This is a genomic window from Xanthomonas prunicola, from assembly GCF_025266575.1.
Lineage (GTDB): Bacteria > Pseudomonadota > Gammaproteobacteria > Xanthomonadales > Xanthomonadaceae > Xanthomonas > Xanthomonas prunicola.
On record NZ_CP096142.1, the window covers coordinates 2,786,301 to 2,811,526 of the forward strand.

Sequence of the window (25,226 nt, forward strand, 5' to 3'; positions counted from 1 at the left end):
CTGTCCTGGTGGATGCCATGCGCCCCTCGCTTTACGCACTTTCGTCTCTGCTCGCCTGCACAGCATTGGCCCTGAGCGCCTGCAAGCCCGCCGATACACCGCCAGCTCCGCGCGCGCAGGAAGCCACCCCAGCTGCCAATGCCGACGCCAATGCTGCGGTCAGCAAGGCCGCGACGTCGACCACCCCCGCACCGGCTGGCGACGACAACCTCAACGCGGTGCTGTGGATGCAGCGTTCGGAGGAATACCGCGCCGTGGCCGAGCAGACCTACCGCGCTGCGGCCGACAAGCTCGATGCCGCGCTCAAGCAGCCCAAGTGGGACGCGCTGGTCCCCGAAGAACGCGGCAATGCCGCCACCGGCCTGAAGCCGGCCGTGGTGCTGGACGTGGACGAGACCGTGCTGGACAACTCGCCGTACCAAGCGCGCCTGCTGCGCAATGGCAAGGAATACGACGAGCTGAGTTGGGACCAGTGGGTGGCCGAGAAGAAGGCGACTGCCATTCCCGGCGTGGTGGATTTCGCCAAGGCTGCCAACGCGCGTGGCATCACCCTGATCTACATCTCCAACCGTGCCGTGCACCTTAAGGACGCCACCTTGGCCAATCTGCGCAGTGTGGGTCTGCCGGTGGCCGACGAGAGCGTGTTTCTCGGTTTGGGCACGGTGGTGCCCGGCTGCGAGCAGAACGGCAGCGAAAAGAACTGCCGCCGCCAGCTGGCCGGGCAGACCTACCGCGTGCTGATGCAGTTCGGCGACCAGCTGGGCGATTTCGTGCAGGTCAGCGCCAACGCCAGCCAGGCGCGCGGCGCGCTGCTGCAGCAGTACCACGACTGGTTCGGCGAACGTTGGTGGATGCTGCCCAATCCCAGCTATGGCGGCTGGGAGCCGGCGCAGTTCAACAACGACTATGCGCAACCCTGGCAAAAGCGCCACGATGCCAAGCGCGCTGCGCTGGAGGTGGCCCGATGAGCCGCGCACCATTGCCTTTGGCCGCGCACGATCGGCTGATCTTCGCGCTGGATGTGCCCAGCCATGACGAAGCAATCGCCTGGGTGGACCGTCTCGGCGATTCCGTGTCGTTCTACAAGATCGGCATGGAGCTGCTGGCCTCCGGCGAGTACTTCCATGTGCTCGATGCGCTGGCCAAGCGCGACAAGCGCGTGTTCGTGGACCTGAAGTTCTTCGACATCCCCGCCACCGTGGCCGGTACCATCCGCCGCCTGGCGCAGTGGCCGGTGAGTTATTGCACCGTGCACGGCTGGCATGCCGGCATGTTGCAGGCCGCGGCCGAAGCCAATCAGGGCGACATGCGCCTGCTGGCGGTGACCGTGCTGACCTCGATGGGCCGGCCGGACCTGGCGGCGATGGGCATCGACCGCGAACCGGTGGACGTGGTGGTGGAGCGCGCGCTGGCCGCCCAGGCCGTCGGCATCGACGGGGTGATCGCCTCCGGCCAGGAAGCCGGCCCGATCCGTCGCGCCACTGGCGCTGCGTTTTCGATCGTCTGCCCCGGCATCCGTCCGGGTGGCCCGGCTGGCGACGACCAGCAACGCACGGTAGGCGTGGCGCAGGCATTCACCGACGGCGCTGACGCGATCGTCGTCGGTCGTCCGATCCGCCTGGCGCACAACCCTGCAGCGGCTGCGACTGCCATCCAGACCGAGATCCGCGCGGCGCTGGTGCAGCAGCGAAACTGATCAGGTCGCAGCAACCGCTATGCAGCCAATAAAATCAATGGCTTATAAGTAAATAATTAAAGTATTGCTTTAAGGTGAAAGTCTCGTTAACATGCCGCCGTCCGATGTCAGTCGGAAGCTGTGCCACGCATTGTCCACCGGGCTTGTCCCGGTTTTCGAAGGGATCGGGCCTTGTGCCCGATCCTTTTTTTTGGCCGTCACGTTTGTATGTCGCGGTGACCGACGGCAGCGGCTGGCCGCCTGGCGCGGTCGATAGCGCGTTACCCGGTGTGCCAGGCGAGCATGCATCGCCTGGACGCCCGGGCGGAGTGCGCCGGTACCGCATGCGCCGATCTCTGCATCCGTTAGCGGCCATGCGCAACTTCCACCACGATCAGCTTCAGCTCAAGCCGCAGTGCAAACCAATGCACTCACGGCAGCGCCGCTGCCCTGCAATAGCGGTCGATGAATTGCTGGTGGGTTGGCATGACATCCACGCAGTGCGAGATGGTTTGCGCCACGCTGGCCAGAAAGCCTTCGGCGTCGCGGTCGGGCACTTGATCCACCAGCGGGTGGTAGCCCTGCGGCAGGATGCCCTGGCCCACCATCACCTGCACCCAGCTGATCTCGGCAAACATTTCTTCGGCATTGCGATAGAACCGCCCGCTGTCGCGGAACAGATCCAGGGTGGTCTGTAGCTCCGGGGTGATCGGCATGCTGCGGCAATGCCGCCAGAACGCGCTGTCGTCGCGTTCGGTGGCGTGGTAATGCAGCAGCAGAAAATCGCGGATGCGATCGAACTCGAACGCCGATCGGTCGTTGTAGCGCTGCACCAGCACCGGGCTGATGCCCTCGCGCGGAAACAGCTCCAGCAGCTTGGAAATACCGGACTGGATCAGATGGATGCTGGTCGATTCCAGCGGCTCCAGAAATCCGCTGGCCAGACCAAGTGCGACGACATTGCGGTTCCAGCATTGTTTGCGCCGGCCGGTGGTGAAGCGCAGCGGTCGCGGCTCGGCCAGCGGCTTGCCATCCAGATTGGCGAGCAGCGTAGCGGCGGCTTCATCGTCGCTGATATGCGCGCTGCAATACACATAGCCGTTGCCGGTGCGGTGCTGCAGCGGAATCCGCCACTGCCAGCCGGCCGCGCGTGCGGTAGAGCGCGTGTACGGCGTCGGTGGTCCCACGTTTTCGCAGGGCACCGCCAGCGCGCGATCGCAGGGCAGCCAATGGGTGAAATCGTGATAGCCGGTGTGCAGCGCTTCTTCGATCAGCAGCCCACGGAAGCCGGAGCAATCGATGAACAAGTCGCCATGCACCACCTGCCCGGACGCCAGCTGCAGCGATTGCACATGGCCGCTTTCCGGATGCAGCTGCACCTGCTCGACCAGCCCTTCGATGCGGGTGACGCCGCGCTGTTCCGAATACCTGCGTAGAAAGTGCGCGTACTGCGTGGCATCGAAGTGGTACGCGTAGGCGATGTTGGCCAGCGGCGAGTTGGCCGGCACATCGCCGGCCGATGTCATGAATTTGCCGCGCGTGGCCGCCACGGTATTGAGCGTGTACGCCCCCAGCGGCTGCGCTCTGCCGCGCGCATGTTGCTTGATCCAGTATTGGTGGAACGGCAATAGCCCCAGCGGGTGCCCGATCTGCGTGCCGAAGCCATGCATGTACGCACTGCCGGGGCGTTGCCAGTCGACGAACTCGATACCCAGCTTGAAGCTGCCCTGGGTCTGCCGTACGAACTCGGCCTCATCGATGCCGAGCAGGTTATTGAAGGCCTTGATGTGCGGCACGGTGGCCTCGCCCACGCCGATGGTGCCCAGCTGTTCTGACTCGATCAGCTGCACCTTCAAGGTGGGCCCAAGCACGCGCGCAAACGCGGCGGCCGCCATCCAGCCGGCGGTGCCGCCGCCGACAATGACGATGTTGCGAAGTGGAGCGGGAATCATGCGGATGCATTCCTGAGCAGAAGACAGCGGACGGACGCACGAACGGGGCCAGTTGGCCCCGTTCGAAATACCACATGCCCGTGTCGGCGCATGTGGCAATGCACACGCATCAGAACTTGGCGCCGACTTCCAGCACGACACTGCGTGGCACGTAGCTGATTTCGCCGTTGTCGACCACGGTGATATCAGGCTGCAGCCGACCGTCGCTACCGAAGCTGTTGTACTGGTACTGCGTGAAGTTCTTGAAGTTGAAGGCGTTGAGCACGTTGATACGCGCGTTGAGCTTGAAGTCGCCCACCACCGTGAACTCTTTGTTCGCCTGCAGATCGATGGTGCGATAACCCCAGATCTTGCCGCCCACCAGGAACTTGCCATTGCCCGGCGGCGTCACGCCCACTGCTTGGCAGGTGCCACCGTCCGGATCGGTGAAGCCGTAGCAGGCGATCGTGTTGATCGGCTCCGGCGTTGCCAGCACCAGCTTGGCGCCGAAGGTGACGCCCCACGGACCATCGATCGAGCCAGACGCAACAAAGCGATGTGCCGCCACAGCATCCGACTTCACAAACGGGTAGTCGCGAATGGTCGCCTTGTCGAAGGCGAACGGTTCGTCGATGGTGCGGTTCTGGCGCGCGCTGGTGTGGGTGTAGGACAGGTTCAAGCCCCAGCCCGATTCCTTGGTATACGGCTTTTCGGCCGACAGCAGGAACTGGCTGCTGCGTTGCTCCAGGCCGTTATAGCCCAGGATCGTATTGCGATAGCCCGGCACTGGCTCGCCCCACGGCACGCTGCCGGTGGAATCGAAGTAGGCGCCGTTCGGATAGCGATTGACCAGGCTCATCACCAGGCCGTCGTAAGCCAGCACGCGCTGGAAGGTAACGTCGGTCAGCCAGTCGCCCACCTGGTTGCTGATGCCGATGCTGTACTGATCGCTGTACGGGGTCTTGAGCTTGTTGTTGAACATGAAAAGCTCGGAGCTGTCGTTGGTACCCGGAATGGTATTGAGCTGATCGATACCGTTGAGGTACCCCGGGTTCCACGGCGTGCATACGCGGTCATCGCGGAAGCAGGGCTGCCCGCTGGCGGCATCGCTGAAATACACCACCACCGGCGACAGCGCAGCCTTGACCGATTCCAGCGCGAGCTGTTCGAACAGGTTCCGATCGTAGGAGCGGCCGGCACCGCCATGCAGCACTGCACTCTCGTCGCCGAAGAAGTCGTACGAGAAGCCGAAGCGCGGGGCCCAGGCATCCTTGAAGTTCTTACGGTTGTTGCCGGTGCTGATGTAATCGGCCACGTTGATGCCGCTGGGCAACAAGCGGTTCGCCCACGGCTGGCCCGGGTTGTCCGGATCGTCGGAATACAGCGCATTGATAAACGGCTGCGAAGTCACGAAGTCGGTGTACGCCGGTGTGTCTTCGTAGTCGTAACGCACGCCGATGTTGAGCATCAGCTTGTCGTTCACCGCCCAGTCGTCCTGCAGGTAAATGCCATACTGCTTGGAAGGTGATTCCACCACCGGCACCTGGCCGGGATTATCGAACGCACGGATGTAGCGCACCTGGAAAGGCACGGGCGCAACCCCGTTCTGGCCGACCTCATAGCTGAACTGTGGGTTGAGCGAGCTGGACTCGCGCGAGGTCAGCTTGATGTCGCGGTAGGTCACACCCGTCTTGATGGTGTGCTCGCCATGCCACTCCAGCGCGTTGAAGGTCAGATCGTTCTGGAACGACCAGCCCTTCTGGCTACGCAATTTGAAGTCTTCGCCGCTGGCGGCTCCGGTGTTGAGGAACACCCACTGGCGCGGATCGGCTTCGGTACGGTCGATGTAGGTATAGATAGACCCATTGCCAGTGCCACGCGGCGTCGGCACGTTGCTCGAATCCTCGGTGGTGAGGATGGCTTCGTTGAACCAGCTGTCGGCACTGTGCTGCCAGCGCAGGCTGGTGCGCTTGTCCTTGTTGATCTTGTCCACCGCGCGATCCGGTGCGTTCTGGCCACCGACGTTACTGACCTGGGTTTCGTCGCGGTACTGCGTCGCCAGCTCGATGCGATCGTTATCGGTGGGCTCGAAGTCGATCTTGCCGAAGTACAGGTCTTCGGTGAACGGCATGTTGGACGCACCGAACTGATCGCGCAGGTTCGAGGGCAGCAAGCCGACGAAGGGCGAGGCTTCGGCACTGGGCTGCACGCTCTTGGGCGCCACATTGTCCTTGCCTTCGTAGGCGAAGAAGAAATGCATGCGGTCCTGGATCAACGGCCCGCCGATGGCAAAGCCGTATTCCTTGGTTTGCGAGTCGACCTTGCCGTTCTCTTCGTCCGGACGCTCCTTGCGCAGGTCCTGGTTGGTGAAGCGGTAGAACGCCTCGCCGTGGAACTCGTTGGTACCGGACTTGGTGGCCGCGGTAATGGCCGCGCCGCTGATCTGGCCGTACTCGGCCTTGTAGTTGGAGGTGATGACCTTGTACTCGCCGATGGCGAGCTGCGGGAACGGATTGCCCTGGGTTTCGTCCTGGCCGGCAATACCGCCGCCGGAGACGTAGCTCTTCTGGCTCACACCGTCGATATACAGATTGCTGGAACTGGCGTTGGATGCACCGCCACGCAGCTTGGTGTTGCCGTCCTGGTCGATGGTGAACACCATGCCGGGAACCGTGTCTGCAAACTCGAGGAAGTTGCGCGTGGCCTGCGGCAACTGCTGGATCTGCCGCAGCGACACCGTGTTCCCCACCTCAGAGGTCTTGACGTCACGAATCATCGGCGCGCTGACCGTCACCGTGTCCAGTGTGGTCGCATCGCCGGCGGGCGCAGCAGCCGTCCCGTTGCCTAGATCGACGGTGGCGCTGGAGGCCACCGACAGGGTCACCGTGCGGCTGACGCCGTTGGATTCGACCTTGTAGGTGCCCGGCTGCAAACCGACGATGGTGTAGTTGCCGTTCGCATTGACCGGCGCACGTCGCACCGAGCCGGTGGCGATGTTGGTGACGACGACTTCGCTGCCGCTCTGCGCGGACGCGACCTGGCCGCGCAACGTGGCGTTGCTGGACTGGGCCATGGCCGGAGTGGTGGCGAACAACGAGGCGGCCAGGGCGCAGCACAACAGGCTACGCGCCGGCAGGGTGGAGACGGTGCGGTGATTCTTCATGACTTTCCCCCTCCCAGGGGTAAAGCGCGACGCAGTGCAGTGACTGGCGCGTTGGGTTGGTGCTTTGGTGTGGACCACAGGGACAACAGGCAACAACAGCCGCAAGGGCAACAACGAGGGTCTGCGGTGACGGGTGCTTGCTCCTTCAGGCACGGGTCCAGACGGGTGAGGCATTGGCGGCGATTGGCCGATGCAGCGCATCGACAATCACCGGGCAATGCAAACCGACGATGCACCAGGGTACGTGCCGTGCACGATGACCAGCACAGGCGGCATCCCTGTGCTGGCATCGCTGCCACCCCTGGTGTTTCTAGCGCATTACCAGATGATGCGTGCGCTCAGGAACAGCGTCCGCGGCGGCGTGGACAGCGCCCCGTACTGGTTGATGCTTGCGCGCGGGTCGTAGACGCCGGCCTGGCCCCAGTCGATGGCGTACTGGTCGTAGTTGCGGAAGTTCAGCGCATTGATCAGATCGCCACGCACCTGCACCGTGAGCGCTTCGGTCACATGCATGTCCTTGGACAGCGACAGATCCAGCTGGCGCGTGCCGAAGATATCGCCACCAGCGATGAACTTGCCGCCCGGTGCGTCCACCGACACGATGCGGATGTTGTCCGAACTCGGGCCACCGTACTGATCGAACGACACCGCTTCGTTGCGCGGCGGCACCGTGGCCAGGGTCAGCTTGGCCGAGGCGCTGATGCCCCAGAACAAATCGTAGATGCCGGTCAGCACCAGGCGATGGCGCGGCACTGCATTCAGATCCAAAAACGGATAATTGGCAATCGTGGCGGCATCGAACCCGTAGTGATCATCGTTGCCGCGGTTACCGCGTGCGCGCGAGAACGTGTACGCCGCCGTCAGCCCCCAGCCGCTTTCCTGGGTATAGGGCTTGTCGGCCGACAGCAGCAGCTGGCCGGTCTTGGTTTCCACACCGTTGTTGCCGATCAGCAGGGAACCGAAGCCCGGCGGATTCTCGTTCCATGGCTGCGCGCCGTTCTGGAAGAATTCGCCGTTGGGATAGCGATTGCCCAGGGTGAAGATCAGGCCTTCCTTGCTATGGATGTAGGACACCGTGGCCGACGTGTTCCACTCGCCCAGCCGCGTGCGCAGACCCAGCGAATACTGGTCGGAATAGGGCGTTTTCAGATCGTTGTTGAGCAGGTCGATCTCGCCGTTGCGCACGCCCGAGTTGACCAGGCTGCCGAGGTTCCCCGGATCGCTCAGGTAGGCCGGGTTCCAGTTGACGCAGGTGCCCGGTGCCGGCGTGCAGCCAGGCGCGGCTTCGGCGAAGCGGAGCGTGTACTGCGCAAGCGCCGATTTGACCTGCTCCAACCCGAGCACGTCGAACAGATTGCGGTCGTAGCTGCGCCCGGCACCGCCGAACAACACCAGCGATTCGTCGCCACGGAAATCGTAGGAGAAGCCCAGGCGCGGCGCGAAGTTGTTGGTGTCCTGCTTACGGTTACGGCCGTTGCTGATGTAGTCGTTGATGTTGACGCCACCCTTGGCCAGTTGCTCGGCGTAGGTGGCGCTCACCGTCGGGTCGGTGCCGGGGCCGTTCAAGGCCGCCACCACTTCCGGCGGAGTCACGTTGTCCAGATAGGACGGAATCTTCTCGCCATCCCAGCGCACGCCCAGGTTCAACTGCAGCTTGTCGTTGACGTCCCAATCGTCCTGGATGTACAGGCCCAGCTGCTTGCTCTTGGTGGTCACCGACGGCGCCGCACCGGCAAACGGCAGATTGAACTTCACCTGGTACGGAATCGCCGCGGTGCCCAAGCCATCGGCTACCGCGTAGTAGAACGAGGGATTGACCGCAGAGTTTTCGCTCTGGGTCAGCTCCACTTCCTTGTACTTGACGCCCATTTTGACGACATGGCTGCCGTGCCAGTCGATGCTGTTGAAGGTCAGGTCGTTCTGGAAGCTCGGGCCTTTCTGTCCCTTGCGCTGGATCGCCAGGCCGCTGGTGGCGTTGTCGCGGATCAGCACATCGTCTTCGGCGATGCCGCGCGTATAAATATTCTGGTTGCCCAGGGTGAAGGCGGTCGGGTTGAACAGCACGTCCTCGTAGGAGACGCGTGCCTCGTTGACATACCTCTCGCCGAAATGCTGCCAGCGCAGGTCGTAGCGTTCTTCGGTGTTGAGGTTGTTCTTGCCTGCGATGGCGGTATTGCGGTCGCCCACGTCGTCCCGGCTCTTCTCGTCGCGGTACTTGGCGGTCAACTCCAGGCGATCGTTCTCGCCAACGTCCCAGTCGATCTTGCCGAAGTAGAGGTCTTCCTTGAACGGACGGGTGACCGAGCCCAGGCGGCTCTGCACGCCCGACGGCAGGTCGTCGCTCAGTGCGCTGAAGGTGTCCGGCACCGAGATCGGGTTGGCCGACACCTCGAAGCCCTTGCCTTCGTAGCTGACGAAGAAATGCGCCTTGTCCTTGACGATCGGCCCGCTGAAGGCCATGCCGTATTCGTCCTGGTGGGTCTGGCGCTTGGTACCGTCGGCATTGGGCGCACCGGCGCGTTCGTCGGCCTGACGCGCGCGGAAATCGGTATTGGTGGTGCGCCCGAAGATCTCGCCGTGGAACTCGTTGCCGCCAGACTTGGTGGAGGCCACGATCGCCGCCGACCCCACCTGGTCGAATTCGGCCTTGTAGTTGGAGGTAATGACCTTGTACTCGCCGATCGCCAGCTGCGGGAACGGGTTGCCCGCGCTCTGCTCCTGGCCGGAGACGCCACCGAACAGATAGCTCTTCTGGCCCACGCCATCGATGTAGACGTTGACTGCCGAGCTGGCCTGTGCGCCACCGCGGATGCGGCTGTTGCCGTTGGGGTCGGTCTCGAACTGCATGCCCGGCACGGTGTCGGCGAACTCCAGGAAGTTGCGCGTCAGCTGCGGCACCGTGTTGATCTGCTTGAGCGACACATTGGTGCCCACTTCGGACGTCTTGACCTCCTGCAGCGAGGTGGCCGTGACCTTGACCGTGTCCAGCGTGGTGGCCGTGCCATCGGCGGGCACCGCCGCTTCCCCGCCACCGCCCAGATTCAGGCTGACCGACGAGGCCACCGACAAGGTCACCGTCTTCTCCGTGCCCGGACCCGCATCCACCTTGTAGGTGCCCGGCGGCAAGCCAACCAGGGCATAGCTGCCGTCCGGCCCGGTGGCCACACGTCGTGTGGTACCCGTGGCGACGTTGGTGGCGGTCACCGTGGTGCCTGGCTGGGACGCGGCGACCTGCCCGCGCAGCGTGGCGTTGCTGGACTGGGCCATGGCCGGGTTGGCGGCCAGCAACGAAGCGGCAAGGGCGCCGCACAGCAGGCTGCGCGCCGGCAGGGTGGAGACGGTACGGTAGCTCTTCATGACTTCCCCCTCCCAGGGGTAAGGCGCGTACCGGCAGCATGGTCGGCGTGGCGCAGGGTGATGCGTTACTTCAAGGACGAACAAGCAATGGCAGCGGTTGCGTCAGGGTTATAAAAAACATAAGAAACCGTAAATAATTTGTGAAGATGCGACGTAGTGCATAGACCTCACTGTCCTGACGTGTCACGAGCAGCGCTAGATGCACGCACGATCAGCTCCGGAACCATCTCCGAAAACGCCGGTGGTGCAGCATCGGCAGGCGGTGCTGGCGCATCGACCAATTGCTGGCCCAGCAACAACTGCAAGGCGCGTGCGCCCAGGCCGGCGATATCCACCCGCATCGTGGTCAGCGCCGGCAGCACGTAGCGCGCCATCGGCACATCGTCGAACCCGGCCAGCGCAATGTCCTGCGGCACCTTGAGCCCGGCATGGCCCAGCGCGAACAGGCAGCCCAGCGCCATCATGTCGTTGGCGGCGAATACCGCATCCGGGCGCGTGTCCTGGGCCAGCGCCTGGCCGGCGCGATAACCGGATTCTTCGTCGAAGTTGCCAGGCAAGACCCACGGCTGCGCGGCCGGATCCAGCGCCAGTTCGTCGCGATACCCGCGCAGGCGCTCATGCGCATCGAAGTTGTCGTCGGGGCCGGCGATGAACGCGATGCGGCGGTGACCACTGTCGCGCAGGTGGCGCGTCATGACCCGCGCGCCGCCGTAGTTGTCCACATTGAGTACCGGGCGCTGGCTGGCGCTACCGGCGCAGTTGAGCAGCACCGCCGGCAGGCCGCCGGGCAGCGCATCTTCATGCACGCCCGAATCGCCCAGCGACGGCGACATCACCACCACGCCGTCTACGCGCCCGGGCAGGCGCTCCAGCGCCCGACGCTGCGCCTGCGGGTCGCCGTGCGAGCTGGACACCAAGAGGTGGTAACCCTGGTCGCGCGCCACCTGGTCGATGCCGCGGATCAACTCGGAAAAGAATTCGCCATGCAGGTCCGGCAGCACTACCCCGATCGTGTGGGTGCGCCGGCTGCTGAGGCTGCGTGCGGCGTGGTGCGGGATGTAATTGAGCGCACGCGCCACCTGCAAGACGCGTTCGCGCACCGACTCGGCCACATGCTGATGCCCGTTCATGGTGCGCGAGACCGTGGCCACCGACACCTGCGCTTCGCGCGCAACGTCCTTGATGGTGACGCTACCGCCTTCGGACCGTGGCCGGCTCATGCTGTGGCTTTCTCCAAGTCAACACGTGTGGCGGTGCATGCCGGGGTGGGGCGCACGATCCGCTGGCGCACAGCGTGCGTGTCACACATGCACATGAATGACATCAGCCCCATCTGACGGCGCCCCCAAGCGAGATGCAGCGCACGCTAGCAGGAACTGCAAGCGCTTACATGATGCGCCGCAACATTGCGCCAAACGCAAGTGGCGCAAGGGCTGGAAGCCGATGGCTGGACAAGTTTGTCCGAGTAAGACATCAGCAGCCAATGTCGGACACCGGTCGACAACCTGCCAGGAACTACGAAAACGTAACATCTGCAGACCATACCTTGGCGCACGGTTGGGCCCTGCCTTGCCGCCGATGCATTCAGACAGCAAGATGCGCCGATCGATCAGGGGGAACATCGTGCGCATGTCGCTACCTACCGTCCGCGCAGGGCGGTTCCAGTCTGCTGCGTGGCTGTTGCTGGCCGCGCTGTGCGTGAGCGGCTGCCAACGCAACGAGACCGCGCCTGCCTTGCCCGGCGCCAAGGCCGAGCCGGCCGCAGCCATGCAGTCGATGACCCTGCCGCTGCGGCGCAACGATCTGGTGGCGTATGCGCGCATCCGGGTGACGCCTGCGCAATACACCCAGCTGGAAGCGGCGTGGCGCAGCGGTGCCAGCCGCTGGCCGCTGACCGAGCTGCCGCTGCCTAATGAAGTGGGCACGCTGCTGGGATCGTTGTCGGCGCCCGATGCCGAGCGCCGCATGCAGCAGGCGTTCGATGCACAGCTGGCCGGCCAGTCGCAGGGCATTGCCCAGGCCGCGCAATCGCTGGGCCAGTTCGGCGTGCAGTACTTGCGCAGCCGCAACGATTACCAGCCCGAGCAGCGCGCCCATTATGTGCAACTGGTCGATGCGCTGAGCGCCTGGGCTGCCACCGCGCCGCTGGCCGATCGCCCCCGCGCCAAGGCCAGCATCGCCGACCTGGTAACTGCCGCGCGCGCCACCGGCATCACCTCCGATGCCGATCTGCAGCGGCTGGGCATGGAAGAGAGCCTGCGCCGGCTCGGGCCGTTCTGGGAAACCTGCAAGAAGGTGCTGGAGCGTTACGACCTGTCGATCGACAGCAGCCTGGATGCACTGCGTACCGGGTTGATCAAGCAGGACGGCGACACCGCCCGGGTGCGGCTGCGTTATCCGCTGGCCGCCCACGACATCGATCTGACCGTGGCGCTGATCAAGCGCGATGGCCACTGGTACCAGCTGCAGACCCAGAACGAAGTGCAGGCGCTGCTCAACGGCGTCCAGGCCGCGCCCTTAGCCAACGCCACTGCCGCGCCTGACACCGCAGCGGCCGCGCCGGCGAAGCCTGCCGACACCGGGCAACGCCCGGCTGGGCGATAATGCCGGTGATGCCAGAACAGAATCCCCTGCCGTTCCCGGATGGCCAGTCCGCCCCGCCCAGCGCTGCCGCAGCCGACACCGGCGCCACGACGGCGGCGTTGCCGCCCGCCGAACCGGTACCGCTGGACGTTACGCCATCGATCGCGCCCGGCATTGCCGCTGCGCGTAGCGCCAAGCGTCCTTGGTGGGCGCGCCTGCTCGGCCGTTTGGCCGACCCGTGGCTGAGCCTGACCATCGAGCCGGAGCAGCCTGGGCGCTACGACGACGGCCGCCCGGTGGTCTACGTGCTGGAGGACTATGGTCTGTCCAACGCGCTGATCCTGGACAAGGCCTGCCGCGAGGCCGGGCTGCCCTCGCCGTTGGTGCCGTTGCCGGGCGACCCGCTGGAGCGCAAGCGCGCCTATCTGGCGCTGTCGCGGCGCAGCAGCAATTCGCTGATTCCCGAACAGCGCGGCGGCAAGACCCATTCCGATTCGCTGGCCAAGTTGCTGCAGGCGCACCGCGTGCGCGCCGACCTGGACGTGCATCTGGTGCCGGTGTCGATCTTCGTCGGCCGTGCGCCGGACAAGCAGAGCGGCTGGTTCGCGGTGCTGTTCTCGGAAAACTGGGCGTTGGTCGGCCGCTTCCGCCGCCTGCTGGCGGTGCTGCTCAACGGCCGTACCACCATCGTACGGTTCGCCCCGCCGATTTCGCTGCGCCAGACCATGGCCGAAGGGCTGCCGCCCGAGCGCACCTTGCGCAAGTTGCAGCGCGTGCTGCGCACGCACTTCCGGCGCATCCGCGAAGCGGTGATCGGCCCAGACCTGTCCACCCGCCGCCTGCTGGTGGACCAGGTGCTGGCCGCCGATTCGGTACGCGAAGCCATCGCCACCCAGGCCAAGCGCGACAACTCCAAGCCGGTCGATGCCTGGCGCAAGGCGCACGCCTATGCCTGGGAAATCGCCGCCGACTATTCCAGCCCGGTGGTGCGCTCGGCCAGCTTCCTGCTCACCCACGTGTGGAACCGCATCTACGCCGGCGTGCTGGTGCATCACCTGGACAAGCTCAAGCAGGCCGCGCCCGGGCACGAAGTGGTGTATGTGCCCAGTCATCGCAGCCATATGGATTACCTGCTGTTGAGCTACCTGCTGTACGAACGCGGCATCGTGCCGCCGCATATCGTGGCCGGTATCAATCTCAACTTGCCGGTGGTCGGCACGCTGCTGCGCAAGGGCGGCGCGTTCTTCATCCGCCGCTCGATCAAGGGCAATGCGCTGTATTCGGCAGTGCTCAGCGAATACGTCGCCCAGCTGGTGGCCGGCGGCTATTCCATCGAATACTTCGTCGAAGGCGGGCGTTCGCGCACCGGGCGTCTGCTGCAGCCCAAGGGCGGCATGATCGCGATGACGCTGCGCGCGTATCTGCGCCAGCCGCGCAAGCCGGTGCTGTTCCAGCCGGTGTACATCGGCTACGAGAAGTTGATGGAAGGCAACAGCTACCTGGACGAGCTCACCGGGCGGCCGAAGGAAAAGGAATCCATCTGGGGCCTGCTGTGGTCCATCCCCAAGGTGCTCAAGCAAAACTACGGCCAGGTGGTGGTGAATTTCGGCGAGCCGATCGCGCTCAACGACGTGCTGGCCAAGCACGCACCGGACTGGGATGGCCAGCCGCTGCCGGAAGATGCCAAGCCCACCTGGCTGGCACCGGCGGTGGACACCTTGTCCACGCAGATCCAGACCCGCATCAACTGCGCTGCCGACGTCAATCCGATCAACCTGTTGGCGCTGGCGCTGTTGTCCACGCCCAAGCACGCGATGGGCGAAGCCGACCTGATCGCGCAGATCGAGTTGTGCAAGAAGCTGCTGGCCGAGATGCCGTATTCGGACCGTGTCACGGTGACCCCGCATACGCCGGCGCGCATCATCACCCATGCCGAAGAGATCAACGTGCTCACGCGGGTGTCGCACCCCCTGGGCGATGTGCTCAGCGTCAGCGGCGACACCGCAGTGTTGCTGAGCTACTTCCGCAACAACGTGCTGCACCTGTTCACGGCATCGTCGTGGGTGGCGTGCTGCTTCCAGAACAACCGCCGCATGAGCCGTGCCGGTCTGCTGCGGCTGGGGCGTACCGTGTACCCGTTCCTGCAGGCCGAGTTGTTCCTGCCATGGAGCGAAGACCGCTTTGCCGAACGCATCGAACAGACCATCGACATGTTCGTGCGCGAAGGCCTGCTGCTCAACGTCACCGACGACGATGGCGGCATCCTGGCGCGTAACACCGGGCAGACCGACGAAGTGTTCCGTCTGCGTGCGATCGGGCATTCGCTGCAGCAGGCCTTCGAGCGCTATTACATCGCCATTTCGGTGCTGGTCAAGAATGGCCCCGGCGTGCTCGGTGCCGGCGAACTGGAAAGCCTCTGCCAACAGGCCGCGCAGCGTCTGAGCCTGTTGTACGCACCGGCCGCGCCGGAGTTCTTCGACAAGACCCTATTCCGCAGCTTCATCCAGAAGCTGCGCGAGCTGCGCCTGGTATGGCCGGACGAAAACAGCAAGCTGATGTTCGACGAGCGCCTGGATGCCTGGGCCAAGGATGCCAAGTTCATTCTCGGCCGCGAACTGCGTCACACCATCGAACGCGTCAGCCCGGCAGCGGCCAAGCCGGACGTGGTGCCGCCGCCGCAGTAAGCCGCTAGCAACGGGCATCACGGCCTGCAGGAAGCGTTGGGCGCGGGGTGACGCGTCTGGGGGCGAGGCGATGGCGACTTTCACATAGCGGTTCCGTTCGCTTCATCGGCCGCTTGCAGCACGCTCGTTAGCATCGCATCACCTTTCACTATGATCGGCCGCGCTGCACCACGAGCGCTGCCGACAGGAGACTTTCATGCGCGCAGCCATCCATCCCCAATTCGGCGATCCCGCCAAGGTGCTCGAACTCGGCGAACGACCCACACCGCAACCCGGCAAGGGTCAGGTCCGCATCGCGATGCGGCGCTCGCCCATCCACAACCACGACCTGTGGACGGTGCGCGGCAACTACGGCTACAAGCCCTCGTTGCCGGCGATCGGCGGTAGTGAAGGGTCGGGCGTGATCGATGCACTGGGCGAAGGTGTCGAGGGGTTGCAGGTCGGCCAACGTGTCGTCGCGGCCGGCGTGCATGAGAGTTGGGCCGAGTACTTTCTGGCCGATGCAACCGGCGTGGTCCCGCTGCCCGACGCACTCGATGACGACCGCGGTTGCCAGCTCATCGCCATGCCGTTGAGCGCATTGATGCTGATCGAATTCCTGCATGTCGAACAGGGCGATTGGATCGTGCAGAACACCGCCAACGGTGCGGTCGGCAAGACGGTCGCCATGCTGGCCGCGGCACGCGGCATCAATGTGATCAACCTGGTGCGTCGCGACGCAGGTGTGGACGAATTGAAAGCGCTGGGCATCGGCAATGCGGTGTCGACCGCGCAGGACGGTTGGCAAGACAGCGTGCGCGCGCTGGCCGGCGATGCACCGATCGTGCGCGCGATCGACTCGGTTGCCGGCAAGGCAGCAGGTGAGCTGATGGGCCTGCTTGGCGAAGGTGGCGAGTTGATCTCGTTCGGCTCGATGACCGGCGAGCCTCTGGAGATTGCCAGCGGCGATGTGATCTTCAAGCAGGCCACAGTGCGCGGCTTCTGGGGCAGCAAGGTCATGCAGGCCACCAAGTCCGAAGATAAGCGCCGCATGATCGGCGAGCTGCTGAAGGCCGCGCTCGACGGCAGCCTGGCGCTGCCGGTGGAAGCGGTGTTCGATCTGCAAGACGCAGCCAAGGCGGCAGCGGCCAGCGCCGAACCGGGCCGTCGCGGCAAAATCCTGTTGCGCGCCGGTTGAGCGGCGTGCGCGCTGACTGAAACAGCGCCTGCGCGGGGATCGGCTTGGCAGGGTCACCCGTGCTATCTGGATACCAGGCGCGCGGGTGGGCAGTGCAATCTCGTGCCGTTGGAACTGTCGAAGCGCCCTCGAGCGAATCGCACCGTCTCCCCCCACCAGCAAAAATGAAAGCCCTTCTCCCGTCGGGGCGAGAAGGCACCGCTGGCGCGCTTGGCGTGGAATGCCCACGCCGCAAGCACGGGCTGGGGCGCGGAGCGCGTGTGTTGGGTGAGGGTAGGTTTCTGCAGCCGACGCAAGCGCCCCGCAATCCGCATCTGTCGTGCGCGCAACGTCGTCAGCGCACTGCATCGACGCTCAGCATTCGCTGGCGCCTGGATGCGTACGCGTAGATGAAGGCGCTGCCACTCGGCCGCCCAGCCTTCATGGCCATCAGTCGCCGACGCAAGCCGCCGCCCACCAGGCCTCAGGCTGGCTCGTCGGGCACCAGCTGCATTTCCAGCCGCGTGATGCAGTCCTTGATGTGCAACTTGCGCTTTTTCAAACGCTTCATCTGCAGCTCGTCGTCCATGTTCGCGGGCACGCGCTGGATCTCCTCGTCCAACGCGCGGTGGGCGCGTCGCAACTCGGCGATCTGCTCGACGATCTCGGCGGTTGACAGGGTTTCCACCCCCCGAGCATACACAACCCCAGGCTGCGCGCGTCACCCACGCTTGCCAAGCGGCCCGGGGCTGCGACAATGCCAGTGCGTCGCGGGGAAACGGCGGCGCGCCTCATTCATCACTGCCGCGCGGCTACGGCCGTCGAGAAAGGAGTCTTTCGATGCGTCTGCATTCCTCCCTGCTGGCCCTGGGCCTGTTCACCGCCGCGAGCCTGGCCAGCGCCGCCGATGTCGCCAAGTACGACGGCTTTTTGTGCTGCAACCTGCGTACCGACGGTAGCTGGATCAGCGACAGCAACTACGCCGAAGACGGCAAGCGCGTGCTCCCGGTCGGCACCCCGGTCAGCGTCACCGGCTTCGGCCGCAACCGCGTCAACCTCAAGATCGCCGGCGAAAAGCAGTCCATCGGCAACGACTACAGCCGCGACCTGGACAACACCGCCTTTGCCGCCCGCTACGTCGTCACCGCCGATCCCAAGCTCAAGCTCGCCACCTTCCCGCCCAAGATTCGCCAGGCCATTGCCGACGGCAAGCTCACCGGCGGCATGACCCGCGAACAGGTCCTGATGGCGGTCGGCTACCCGATCAGCAGCGAAAACCCCAACCTGGAAGCCTCGCTGTGGCGTTACTGGCGCGACAGCTTCTCCGAGTATCAGGTGCAGTTCGGCCCCAGCGGCAAGCTGGTCAAGGTCACCGCCGATCCGCAGTTGCTGAATTTGATTTGGCTGCCGTGAGTATTAGTTGCAAATATCGTCGCGTCGGCTTACTTCGCGTGCTAGATGCAATTGGGGATTGCTGATTGAGTTAAATGTTGCTAAAGACAAGGGCCGCCTAAAAATTTTCCTCGTTCCTACGACTTGCAAGCAGGAGCATTAAATCAAAGGGCGCCACGGATGCTATCGGGAGATAATGTGAATACGGTAATCAATCAAAATGGCGAGCCCGCGGGTGGCGACCTCATTGCTCGCGTTCCAAAAGAACAGCTCAAGTCACTTTTCTACCTTTTCTCTGGAAAGCCAGACTCACGAATTAAGACTTTTAATGATGCCATCCAGATTTCCAAACAGGATGTTCTGGAATTGCATGACTGTATATCTGCAAAACTGGCAACCCATGATATCGATGCGGTAATTGCTACAGTAAAAATTGGTTACGAGGGTTCTCAACTTAGTGAGTTTGGAACATGGGCAGAATTTTCAGAGCATAACTTCGTAGAGCCAGAAAAGATTGAAGAAATTATCGTTAAGTGGGACTTTTTAGTTAATGTACGGGAGTTCGCAAATCCCCAACGACACACCCTATTGTTTCGAGTCTCTCGTGAGATGAAGCCATCGCAGTTATTTCATATGCTTGGCGCGGGAAATCACGATGAGCTTGATCAAGTAGATGTCATGTCGTGCCCAGCATTTTGCCGTGTAGATTTCATTAATGCGCATATAAGTAAAGAGTTAATCAACGTCGTGAGTGATTGGTACTCGGGCAGGAAAGAGCCTGAGCTCATCGAGCCATTTTTGTATAAGATTAAGAAGAAAAAAAGCTTGGTCGTTGTATTTCTTGATCAGTGGCTTCTTTTTTCATGGGCGATGTTGGTTTCTTCATTTTTGTATTGGAAGTTCAATGTCAATTATTCCGGAAATCCTCCAGTTGGATTAAGCATAATTGCGCTATTCATATCCATTTATTCGCTTCGACCCATGAGCAGAATATCTGGGATTCTGGTAGGCCGAGTATACAAGGCGATCTCAGAAATGGAAGGTAGCCGAGTTGTATTTGAATTTACCTCTGGAGATAGGAAGAGGATTTCACAGCAAAAGAAAGATAACCGTAAAAACGGTGTCAGATTTATTGTCGCCAGTTCTTGGAATGTGGCGCTAAACATAATTGCAACCATCATCTGTGCCTACTTCGTATCCAAGGGTGTACATTGAAAGGTTGCAAATAAACAAGCTTAATTGGATGGTTATCAAAATTATTGTTTCTAGGCTCAATTAATCCTTCATATTTTTAATGCCTGGAAAAATTAACTTCGATCTAGGGCGAGATAGATGGCGACTAACGTAGGGGATGACGCAAACCGCGACGAGGTAGATCCTGAATACAGACAGTGGCTTGTCGTCGCCGAGCAAAAAGCTCAAGAAGACTATGATAAGACTGTGCTTACTTTATCTGGCGGCGCGTTAGGAATTTCCTTTGCATTTGTCAAAGACATTGTCGGCCAAAATCCCATTCAGAACTCATCTTGGCTTGTTGCAGCGTGGATATTATGGGCGCTAAGCACGTCGGCAATGCTTGGTTCTTTTTTTGTCAGTCGGCTTGCATTACGTAGAGCAATATTGCAGTGCGACGATGGAACCATCTTTTGCAACCCTCCAGGAGGGTTTTACACGCAGCTTACCCGCTGGCTCAACGGGAGTGGAGCCGTTCTGTTTTTATTTGGAATATGCTTTATGGCGGCATTTGTTAAAACGAACCTCACAGAACGAGAAAACCCAAATGGCAGACAAAAAATCACCCAGCCGACCACCAAGCAATCCACAACCCCAGCGCCCCCCAGCTCGCAAAGATGAGGGATACGCAAACGACAACAGAACTACTCGAGGCTATGAGCCCCCGCCGCCAAAGCGTAAGTAGGAACAGACTCTTGCTGCGCTGGTGACTCGGGCCCAGTTCCATGCATGGCAGATTAAGGGGGCTGGATTTGCTTTAGTACCTGTTCGATTTGTTCTGCTAATAACTCAAAGCAAAATTCCAAAGCGTCCGGTGTCACCGTCACTTTGTGAGGGTTAGACGCGTCTGCAGAGTACTTAGCGCACACCAGCGCCGCTAAAAAGCGCAAATGATCACGTGTCTGCAACAGCCGAAGCTGCGCGTTTTCCGGCAGCAGGTAATACCCGAACAGAGACTGCTCCATGCTCAACTCTCCGGACAGGCTCCCGCCGCACAGTGCGGCGGGATGCCGGGAGGTTAGCAACCGCAAACAGACGGCGGGCTTATTTCCCTTGCGGGTGTTGTATTCGCCGCCCTCCCGGCGTGGAGACGCCGAGCGTGTGCCCGAACATCAGGCACAGAAAACCACCGCTTGACGGGGGTGGTACCGCTGTTTGCGGAGTTGCTACGCTCCGTGAAGGAGTGTGCTACCGATGCATAGGGGAGTCAAGATGCAGGCCTAGAGCCCTTGCGCTTTCCTCGGTTATCAATACTGTGTCGTTAGATAAGCAGGTACTACTATGCAGTCGACATTTAAGCTTACTTGCGTAATGAAGCTGAATGAGGTGAGCTTCAAGACGGGAGATTCTTGCTGAGCCGGCGCTCCGTGCTAACGTAGCTAATAAACTAAAAATCAGGAGGTGTGTGTGGCATCACCGGCAACCGTGACGATCAGTGATGGGCTGATAATTCTTGCGACGCTACTCGGGCCGATTGTTGCTGTGCGAGTGCAAAAATGGATTGAGCTTTTGCGCGAAACACGACAGAGAAAGTTGTGGGTCTTTCACACCTTAATGGCAACACGTGCATCACGGTTGAGTTCAGATCATGTCCAAGCACTGAACATGATTGATCTTGCTTTCTATGGTGATCGTATTTTTGGGTTTCACAAACGAACCAAGAAAGAGCAGTGTGTCTTAGACGCGTGGCGAGAGTATCTTGATCATTTAAATACACGTATCGACAATGAGCCGGCCCAACAATGGGTTAGTCGTGGGCATGAGCTATTTGTAAATGTTTTATATGCAATTGCAGTGGAAGTGGGTTTAGTATTTGATCGAGTTCAGCTTAAAAAAGGTGTTTATTCGCCCTCAGCACATGGGCGCGTCGAAGACGAGCAAGAACGTGTTCGTCAGTTGGCGATCTCTGTCCTATCCGGCGAACAGTCTTTAACTATGAAAATAGAAAATATGCCATCAGATAAGGACGGCTCGTGAGGGTTCCCTTAAAATCTACGGCAATTTCGACTGCGCTAGATTGTGGTGCGGTAAATGTTATGTTCGTCCAAAAAAGATAATTAGCTCGATAAGTCTTCTGACCTCATCTGCTTTCAGGCAAGAAGTTAATTACAGACCTCACACAAGCTAGGCACTAAGATTCCTTCTCGGCCAACTGGTCGCAAAAATTGAATTCGCAATGCAACGAAATCCGGATCTGTACCCTAACGATGATAACGGCGACACCCTCTGGCACATTGCCCAGCAAGGCGTGGACCTGTCGAAGTCGCGCGAGATTGCGTTCTCCGTGGTCTTCCCCACGAAGGAGTCGGCCTTGGAGTTCTCGGTGATGCTGCTGCGCTTCGAGCAAAAGGTGCGTTGCTGCCACTATCCGGAAAACACCGCGTTTCCGATGGATGTGACGGTGTATCCGACCATGGTCCCGTCGCACAAGGCGATTTCTGCGTTCGAGGAGGAGCTGGCCGTGGAGGCCAAGCCCCTGGGTGGCTTGAATGACGGCTGGGAGTTTTCTGTAGATGACAAGGACGCCTGAGGTAGCCAGTGGGCGAGAGCTTGCGATGTAGTCACTGCATCGCTGAGCTCGTTGCACCCTTACCGCGTTACCGCATCAGCGCTGCGACTGCGGTACGCGGCGCAGCTGTGACACGTCATAGCCCATGGCGGCGATACGTTGAACGGCCTGTTGATAGTCGGCATCTGACACCTGAGGGGTGCGCGCCATGTACCAGACGTAATCGCGCTTGCTACGCGCCACGATGGTCTGCGTATAGCCTGCATCCCGCCAGGCAATTACGTACTCGGCCTTGAACGGCCAGAGGAACTGCATGCTCCACAGTGCGCCATTGCCATCCTTTGCTACCTGGCCGGTCGGGTGCAGAGACTTGCGCGGCGCCTGGAAGCTGCCCTTGCGAAACGTGAAGGTGGTCTGGATGCGGCCATCCGGTCGCAGCGCGTAGCGCTCCACCGCGTCGTAAGCCTTGCGCTCGGGACGGGTAGGAATATGTGCGATGACATACCAGTCGCCCATGAAACGCGGCACATCGACGGTCTCTGCGCGGGGCAGGGCAGCGCGTGAATCGCTTGCGCCAGCACTTCCGTAGACCGCGAGCGTGAGTAACAACAACATCGAGCTACCTCGCATGGCACTTCCACCTAACAGGGCACGTATCAGCAATACGTAGCTGCACTGCTTCTGGATGCGAGCTCAAGCGATGTCGTTCCAGCCCAGGCGCAAGACTGGCCTTGGTACCGGCGGCATGACGGTGACGTTCGCCAAGTCATCGGCGTTCACGAGCCCGATGCAGCGATATTCAAAGGCTGGGACGCGCTCGATCAGCGGCGTGAGCGCTGGTTAGGTAATCAGCGTGGTGATGACCACGAGTTGCTTTGAACCGTCGAGGTGAAGAGACCTTCTTTCACTGCGATCGGTCCAGCGATAAAGGTCTCGATGGATCCCGGCATTCGGTTGCCAACAGCACTCACCAAGGCGACACCGCATCTTCCCCATACGGATAAATCGTCGCGATCCTTCCATCCGCCTCGTGCTCCAGCGGCGCCATCTTGATGCTGCGTAGATGCGTTTGCCCGCCAGATAACACGCTGTCGTGATAGAACAAATACCACTGCTCTTCGAACAAACACACGGAGTGATGCGTGGTCCAGCCGACCACTGGTGCCAGCAGTACGCCTTGATAGGTGAACGGGCCGTAGGGTGAGTCGCTGGTGGCGTAGCAGATCTGGTGAGTGTCGCCAGTGGAATACGACAAGTAATAACGGCCGGCGTATTGATGGATCCAGGGGCCTTCGAAGAAGCGGCGGGCGTGGTCGTCGGCGCGGAGCGGGGTGCCGTGTTCGTCGAGGATGACGATTTCGCGGGCAGGTTCGGCCAGTTCGGTCATGTGCGCGTGCAGGCGCGCTACGCGTGGGCCGAGTGCGGGTGCGTCGCCCACTGGTTCCTGATGCGTCTTGGCATAGGTGTTGTCGCGGTAATGCTGCAACTGGCCGCCCCAGATGCCGCCGAAGTAGAGGTAATGCGCGCCGTCGTCGGCAGCAAGCACGGCTGGGTCGATTGAGTAGGTTCCGGCGATGGGCTGCGGCTCGGCGACAAACGGGCCTTCGGGGCGATCACCCACCGCCACGCCGATCTGAAAGATGCCATCTGCGCGTTTTGCAGGGAAATACAGATAGGTCTTGCCGTTGCGCTGCGCGGCATCCGGTGCCCACATCTGCCGTTGCGCCCAGGACACATCGCGCACGTGCAGCACTTGCCCGAGGTCTTCCACCGCTGCACCCGGGTGCGCCATGCGCAACACGTGGTAGTCCGCCATATCGAAATGCGAGCCATCGTCGCTGAAGGCCACGCCGGCATCGATGTCGTGCGAGGGATAGATATACAACACACCGTCGAATACATGTGCGGACGGGTCGGCGGTGTAGAGGTGGGTGACTAGCGGTGCGGAAATGGCGGTGCGCGCCAGGGCCTGCAGTGCAGCGGCTTGCAGCTCATCGGACATGCGCGTACCTGTGCATAAAGTTGGGATGGGAGGTCAGAGGGGGGGGAGTGGGGTGGTTTGTCGGCGCACGCCCAGTTCGTGTTCGATGCGGGTTTCCAGCGCCTTGTCGATCTCGTACAGCGCCAGCAATGCGGTGCCGAGCAAGAACGGCAGCGCGGCGTACACGCTGATGGCCAGGCGGATGCCATTGGTGACCGCCGCGCTTTGCTGCGGCAGCGCGGCGTCATAGCCGTAGAACGCCAGGATGCCGGCGACCAGTGCGCCGCCCACGCTCAGGCCGATCTTCAAGCCGCACAACATCGCCGAAAAGATGATCGCGGTGGCGCGGCGGTGGTTCTTCCATTCCGAGTAATCGGCCACGTCGGCGATCATCGCCCACAGCAGCGGGATGGTGATGCCGTAGAAGAAGCCGTGCAGCACGTAGGAGGCGAATACCCAGCCGATCGCAGTCGGCGGATACACGTAGAACGCCAGCAGGAACAGCGTGGAGGTCAGCAGCGCGCCGCCGAACACGTTGCGCTTGCCGTAGCGGTCGGCCAGCCGTTTGGAGAAGCCGATGCCCACGATCATCGCCAGGATGCCGCCGGCGCTGAACACGCTGAAGGCCGAGGTTGGTGCGTCCTGCGGCCATTGCAGTGCGCTCATGCCGGCGCCGGTCAGCACGCTGTTGATCCCGGCGATGAAGCGGTTGAAGCCGGCCGCGTCCAGGAAGTGGGTCAACGCGCCAGCGTCGAGGTAGTACTTGAAATAGTAGATGTACATCCCGCCCTTCATGGCGAGATTGATGAAGACCAGGATCGTCAGTGCCAGCATCACCAGCCACGGCTTGTTACGCACCAGATCGGTGAGGTCCTGTCGCACGCTGCTGCGCTGTTCGGTGATCGGCAGCACGCGCTCGCGCGTGGTGAAGAAGGTGATCAAAAAGCACAGCGTGCCGACCGCCGCGAACAGCGCCATGGTGTTGCGAAAGCCCTGCGCTTTGTCGCCATTGCCCAGGATCAACACCAACGGCAGCAGCAGCACCTGGATGATGAACTGCGCAAAGGTCACCGCCAGAAAGCGATACGCCGACAAGCTGTTGCGCTGTTCCATGCTGCCGGTGAGCACGCCGCTCAAGGCCGAATACGGCAAGTTGTTGGCCACATACACGAGCATCAGCAAGGTGTAGGTGGCAAACGCGTAGGCGACCTTGCCCTGTTCGCCGAGCGCAGGCGTGTTGAAGGCAGCCAGCGACAACGCACCGAAGGGCAGTGCTGTCCACAGGATCCACGGGCGGAACTTGCCCCAGCGGGTGCGCGTGCGGTCGGCCAGGATGCCGATGATGGGCGTGAACACGAATGCGCCCAGCATGCCGACCACAAAGATCAACGTGGCCGCCACGCCCGCAGGAATGCGGAATACATCGGTGTAGAAGAACGCCAGGAAAGTGACCAGCGTCTGGAAGATCAGATTGGCTGCCAGGTCGCCCAGGCTGTAGCCGATCTTTTCGCGCACGGAGAGCTGTTGTGACCGATCGTTCATGAGGTGGGGCGGACTCGAAG

19 protein-coding genes are annotated in these 25,226 nt (G+C 61.7%); 10 read left to right on the plus strand and 9 right to left on the minus strand.

Annotation, left to right across the window (positions count from 1 at the left end):
• The first annotated feature begins 8 nt into the window (after positions 1-8).
• Entirely contained in the window at positions 9-968 is a 960-nt protein-coding gene (locus M0D43_RS11895) for a 5'-nucleotidase, lipoprotein e(P4) family (protein ID WP_252164788.1), read from the plus strand.
• Complete coding sequence (gene pyrF / locus M0D43_RS11900; RefSeq protein ID WP_252164789.1) at positions 965-1,696, plus strand: orotidine-5'-phosphate decarboxylase; 732 nt, start codon at positions 965-967, stop codon at positions 1,694-1,696. The genes M0D43_RS11895 and pyrF overlap by 4 nt, the downstream gene beginning before the upstream one ends.
• Before the next feature lie 410 nt (positions 1,697-2,106).
• Here the strand turns inward: pyrF and M0D43_RS11905 are convergent, their stop codons facing one another.
• The 4 genes from M0D43_RS11905 to M0D43_RS11920 form a co-directional block, all read right to left on the minus strand.
• Complete coding sequence (locus tag M0D43_RS11905) at positions 2,107-3,627, minus strand: tryptophan halogenase family protein (RefSeq protein WP_252164790.1); 1,521 nt, start codon at positions 3,625-3,627, stop codon at positions 2,107-2,109.
• A gap of 109 nt (positions 3,628-3,736) precedes the next feature.
• Positions 3,737-6,769 (minus strand): TonB-dependent receptor, encoded by a 3,033-nt coding sequence (locus M0D43_RS11910; RefSeq protein ID WP_252164791.1) that lies wholly within the window; start codon positions 6,767-6,769, stop codon positions 3,737-3,739.
• Positions 6,770-7,087: 318 nt separating this feature from the next.
• Positions 7,088-10,126, minus strand: a complete 3,039-nt coding sequence (locus M0D43_RS11915; protein ID WP_260807209.1) for a TonB-dependent receptor — start codon at positions 10,124-10,126, stop codon at positions 7,088-7,090.
• Positions 10,127-10,293: 167 nt separating this feature from the next.
• On the minus strand, positions 10,294-11,346 hold the full coding sequence (locus M0D43_RS11920; protein ID WP_260807210.1) for a LacI family DNA-binding transcriptional regulator: 1,053 nt from the start codon (positions 11,344-11,346) through the stop codon (positions 10,294-10,296).
• A gap of 409 nt (positions 11,347-11,755) precedes the next feature.
• Here M0D43_RS11920 and M0D43_RS11925 point away from each other — a divergent pair, with 409 nt between their 5' ends.
• From M0D43_RS11925 to M0D43_RS11935, 3 genes are all read left to right on the plus strand, one after another.
• Entirely contained in the window at positions 11,756-12,730 is a 975-nt protein-coding gene (locus M0D43_RS11925; RefSeq protein WP_252164794.1) for a hypothetical protein, read from the plus strand.
• Positions 12,730-15,393, plus strand: coding sequence for a glycerol-3-phosphate 1-O-acyltransferase PlsB (plsB, locus tag M0D43_RS11930; RefSeq protein WP_260807211.1), 2,664 nt, complete (start codon positions 12,730-12,732; stop codon positions 15,391-15,393). Before M0D43_RS11925 ends, plsB begins: the two co-directional genes overlap by 1 nt.
• A gap of 196 nt (positions 15,394-15,589) precedes the next feature.
• Positions 15,590-16,570 carry a zinc-binding dehydrogenase gene (locus tag M0D43_RS11935; protein ID WP_260807212.1) on the plus strand — a complete coding sequence of 327 codons (981 nt, stop codon included), beginning with the start codon at positions 15,590-15,592 and terminating at the stop codon, positions 16,568-16,570.
• A gap of 463 nt (positions 16,571-17,033) precedes the next feature.
• Here M0D43_RS11935 and M0D43_RS11940 read toward each other — a convergent pair whose 3' ends face one another.
• On the minus strand, positions 17,034-17,237 hold the full coding sequence (locus M0D43_RS11940) for a YdcH family protein (RefSeq protein WP_260807213.1): 204 nt from the start codon (positions 17,235-17,237) through the stop codon (positions 17,034-17,036).
• A gap of 152 nt (positions 17,238-17,389) precedes the next feature.
• Between M0D43_RS11940 and M0D43_RS11945 the strand changes: the two genes are divergently transcribed.
• The 3 genes from M0D43_RS11945 to M0D43_RS11955 all read left to right on the plus strand — a co-directional run bounded on the left by M0D43_RS11945 (position 17,390) and on the right by M0D43_RS11955 (position 19,795).
• On the plus strand, positions 17,390-17,962 hold the full coding sequence (locus tag M0D43_RS11945) for a hypothetical protein (protein ID WP_260807214.1): 573 nt from the start codon (positions 17,390-17,392) through the stop codon (positions 17,960-17,962).
• Positions 17,963-18,139: 177 nt separating this feature from the next.
• Positions 18,140-19,156 (plus strand): hypothetical protein, encoded by a 1,017-nt coding sequence (locus tag M0D43_RS11950; protein ID WP_160168842.1) that lies wholly within the window; start codon positions 18,140-18,142, stop codon positions 19,154-19,156.
• 117 nt (positions 19,157-19,273) lie between these two features.
• On the plus strand, positions 19,274-19,795 hold the full coding sequence (locus tag M0D43_RS11955) for a hypothetical protein (protein WP_144080895.1): 522 nt from the start codon (positions 19,274-19,276) through the stop codon (positions 19,793-19,795).
• Positions 19,796-19,911: 116 nt separating this feature from the next.
• On the opposite strand, the gene M0D43_RS11960 is transcribed toward M0D43_RS11955, so the two are convergent.
• A complete protein-coding gene (locus tag M0D43_RS11960) occupies positions 19,912-20,139 on the minus strand; it encodes an XAC0095 family protein (RefSeq protein WP_029820797.1) in 228 nt (75 codons plus the stop codon).
• A gap of 442 nt (positions 20,140-20,581) precedes the next feature.
• Here M0D43_RS11960 and M0D43_RS11965 point away from each other — a divergent pair, with 442 nt between their 5' ends.
• A complete protein-coding gene (locus M0D43_RS11965; protein ID WP_144080894.1) occupies positions 20,582-21,151 on the plus strand; it encodes a DUF6680 family protein in 570 nt (189 codons plus the stop codon).
• Between the two features lie 199 nt (positions 21,152-21,350).
• Positions 21,351-21,704, plus strand: a complete 354-nt coding sequence (locus M0D43_RS11970) for a ribonuclease E inhibitor RraB (protein ID WP_029820796.1) — start codon at positions 21,351-21,353, stop codon at positions 21,702-21,704.
• 75 nt (positions 21,705-21,779) lie between these two features.
• Here the strand turns inward: M0D43_RS11970 and M0D43_RS11975 are convergent, their stop codons facing one another.
• The 3 genes from M0D43_RS11975 to M0D43_RS11985 all read right to left on the minus strand — a co-directional run bounded on the left by M0D43_RS11975 (position 21,780) and on the right by M0D43_RS11985 (position 25,206).
• Positions 21,780-22,313: a lipocalin family protein gene (locus tag M0D43_RS11975; RefSeq protein WP_260807215.1), complete on the minus strand. Its 534-nt coding sequence runs from the start codon at positions 22,311-22,313 to the stop codon at positions 21,780-21,782.
• A 337-nt stretch (positions 22,314-22,650) separates the two neighbouring features.
• Positions 22,651-23,685, minus strand: coding sequence for a glycoside hydrolase family 43 protein (locus M0D43_RS11980; protein WP_260807216.1), 1,035 nt, complete (start codon positions 23,683-23,685; stop codon positions 22,651-22,653).
• 33 nt (positions 23,686-23,718) lie between these two features.
• Positions 23,719-25,206, minus strand: coding sequence for an MFS transporter (locus M0D43_RS11985; RefSeq protein WP_252164800.1), 1,488 nt, complete (start codon positions 25,204-25,206; stop codon positions 23,719-23,721).
• Between the last annotated feature and the right edge of the window lie 20 nt (positions 25,207-25,226).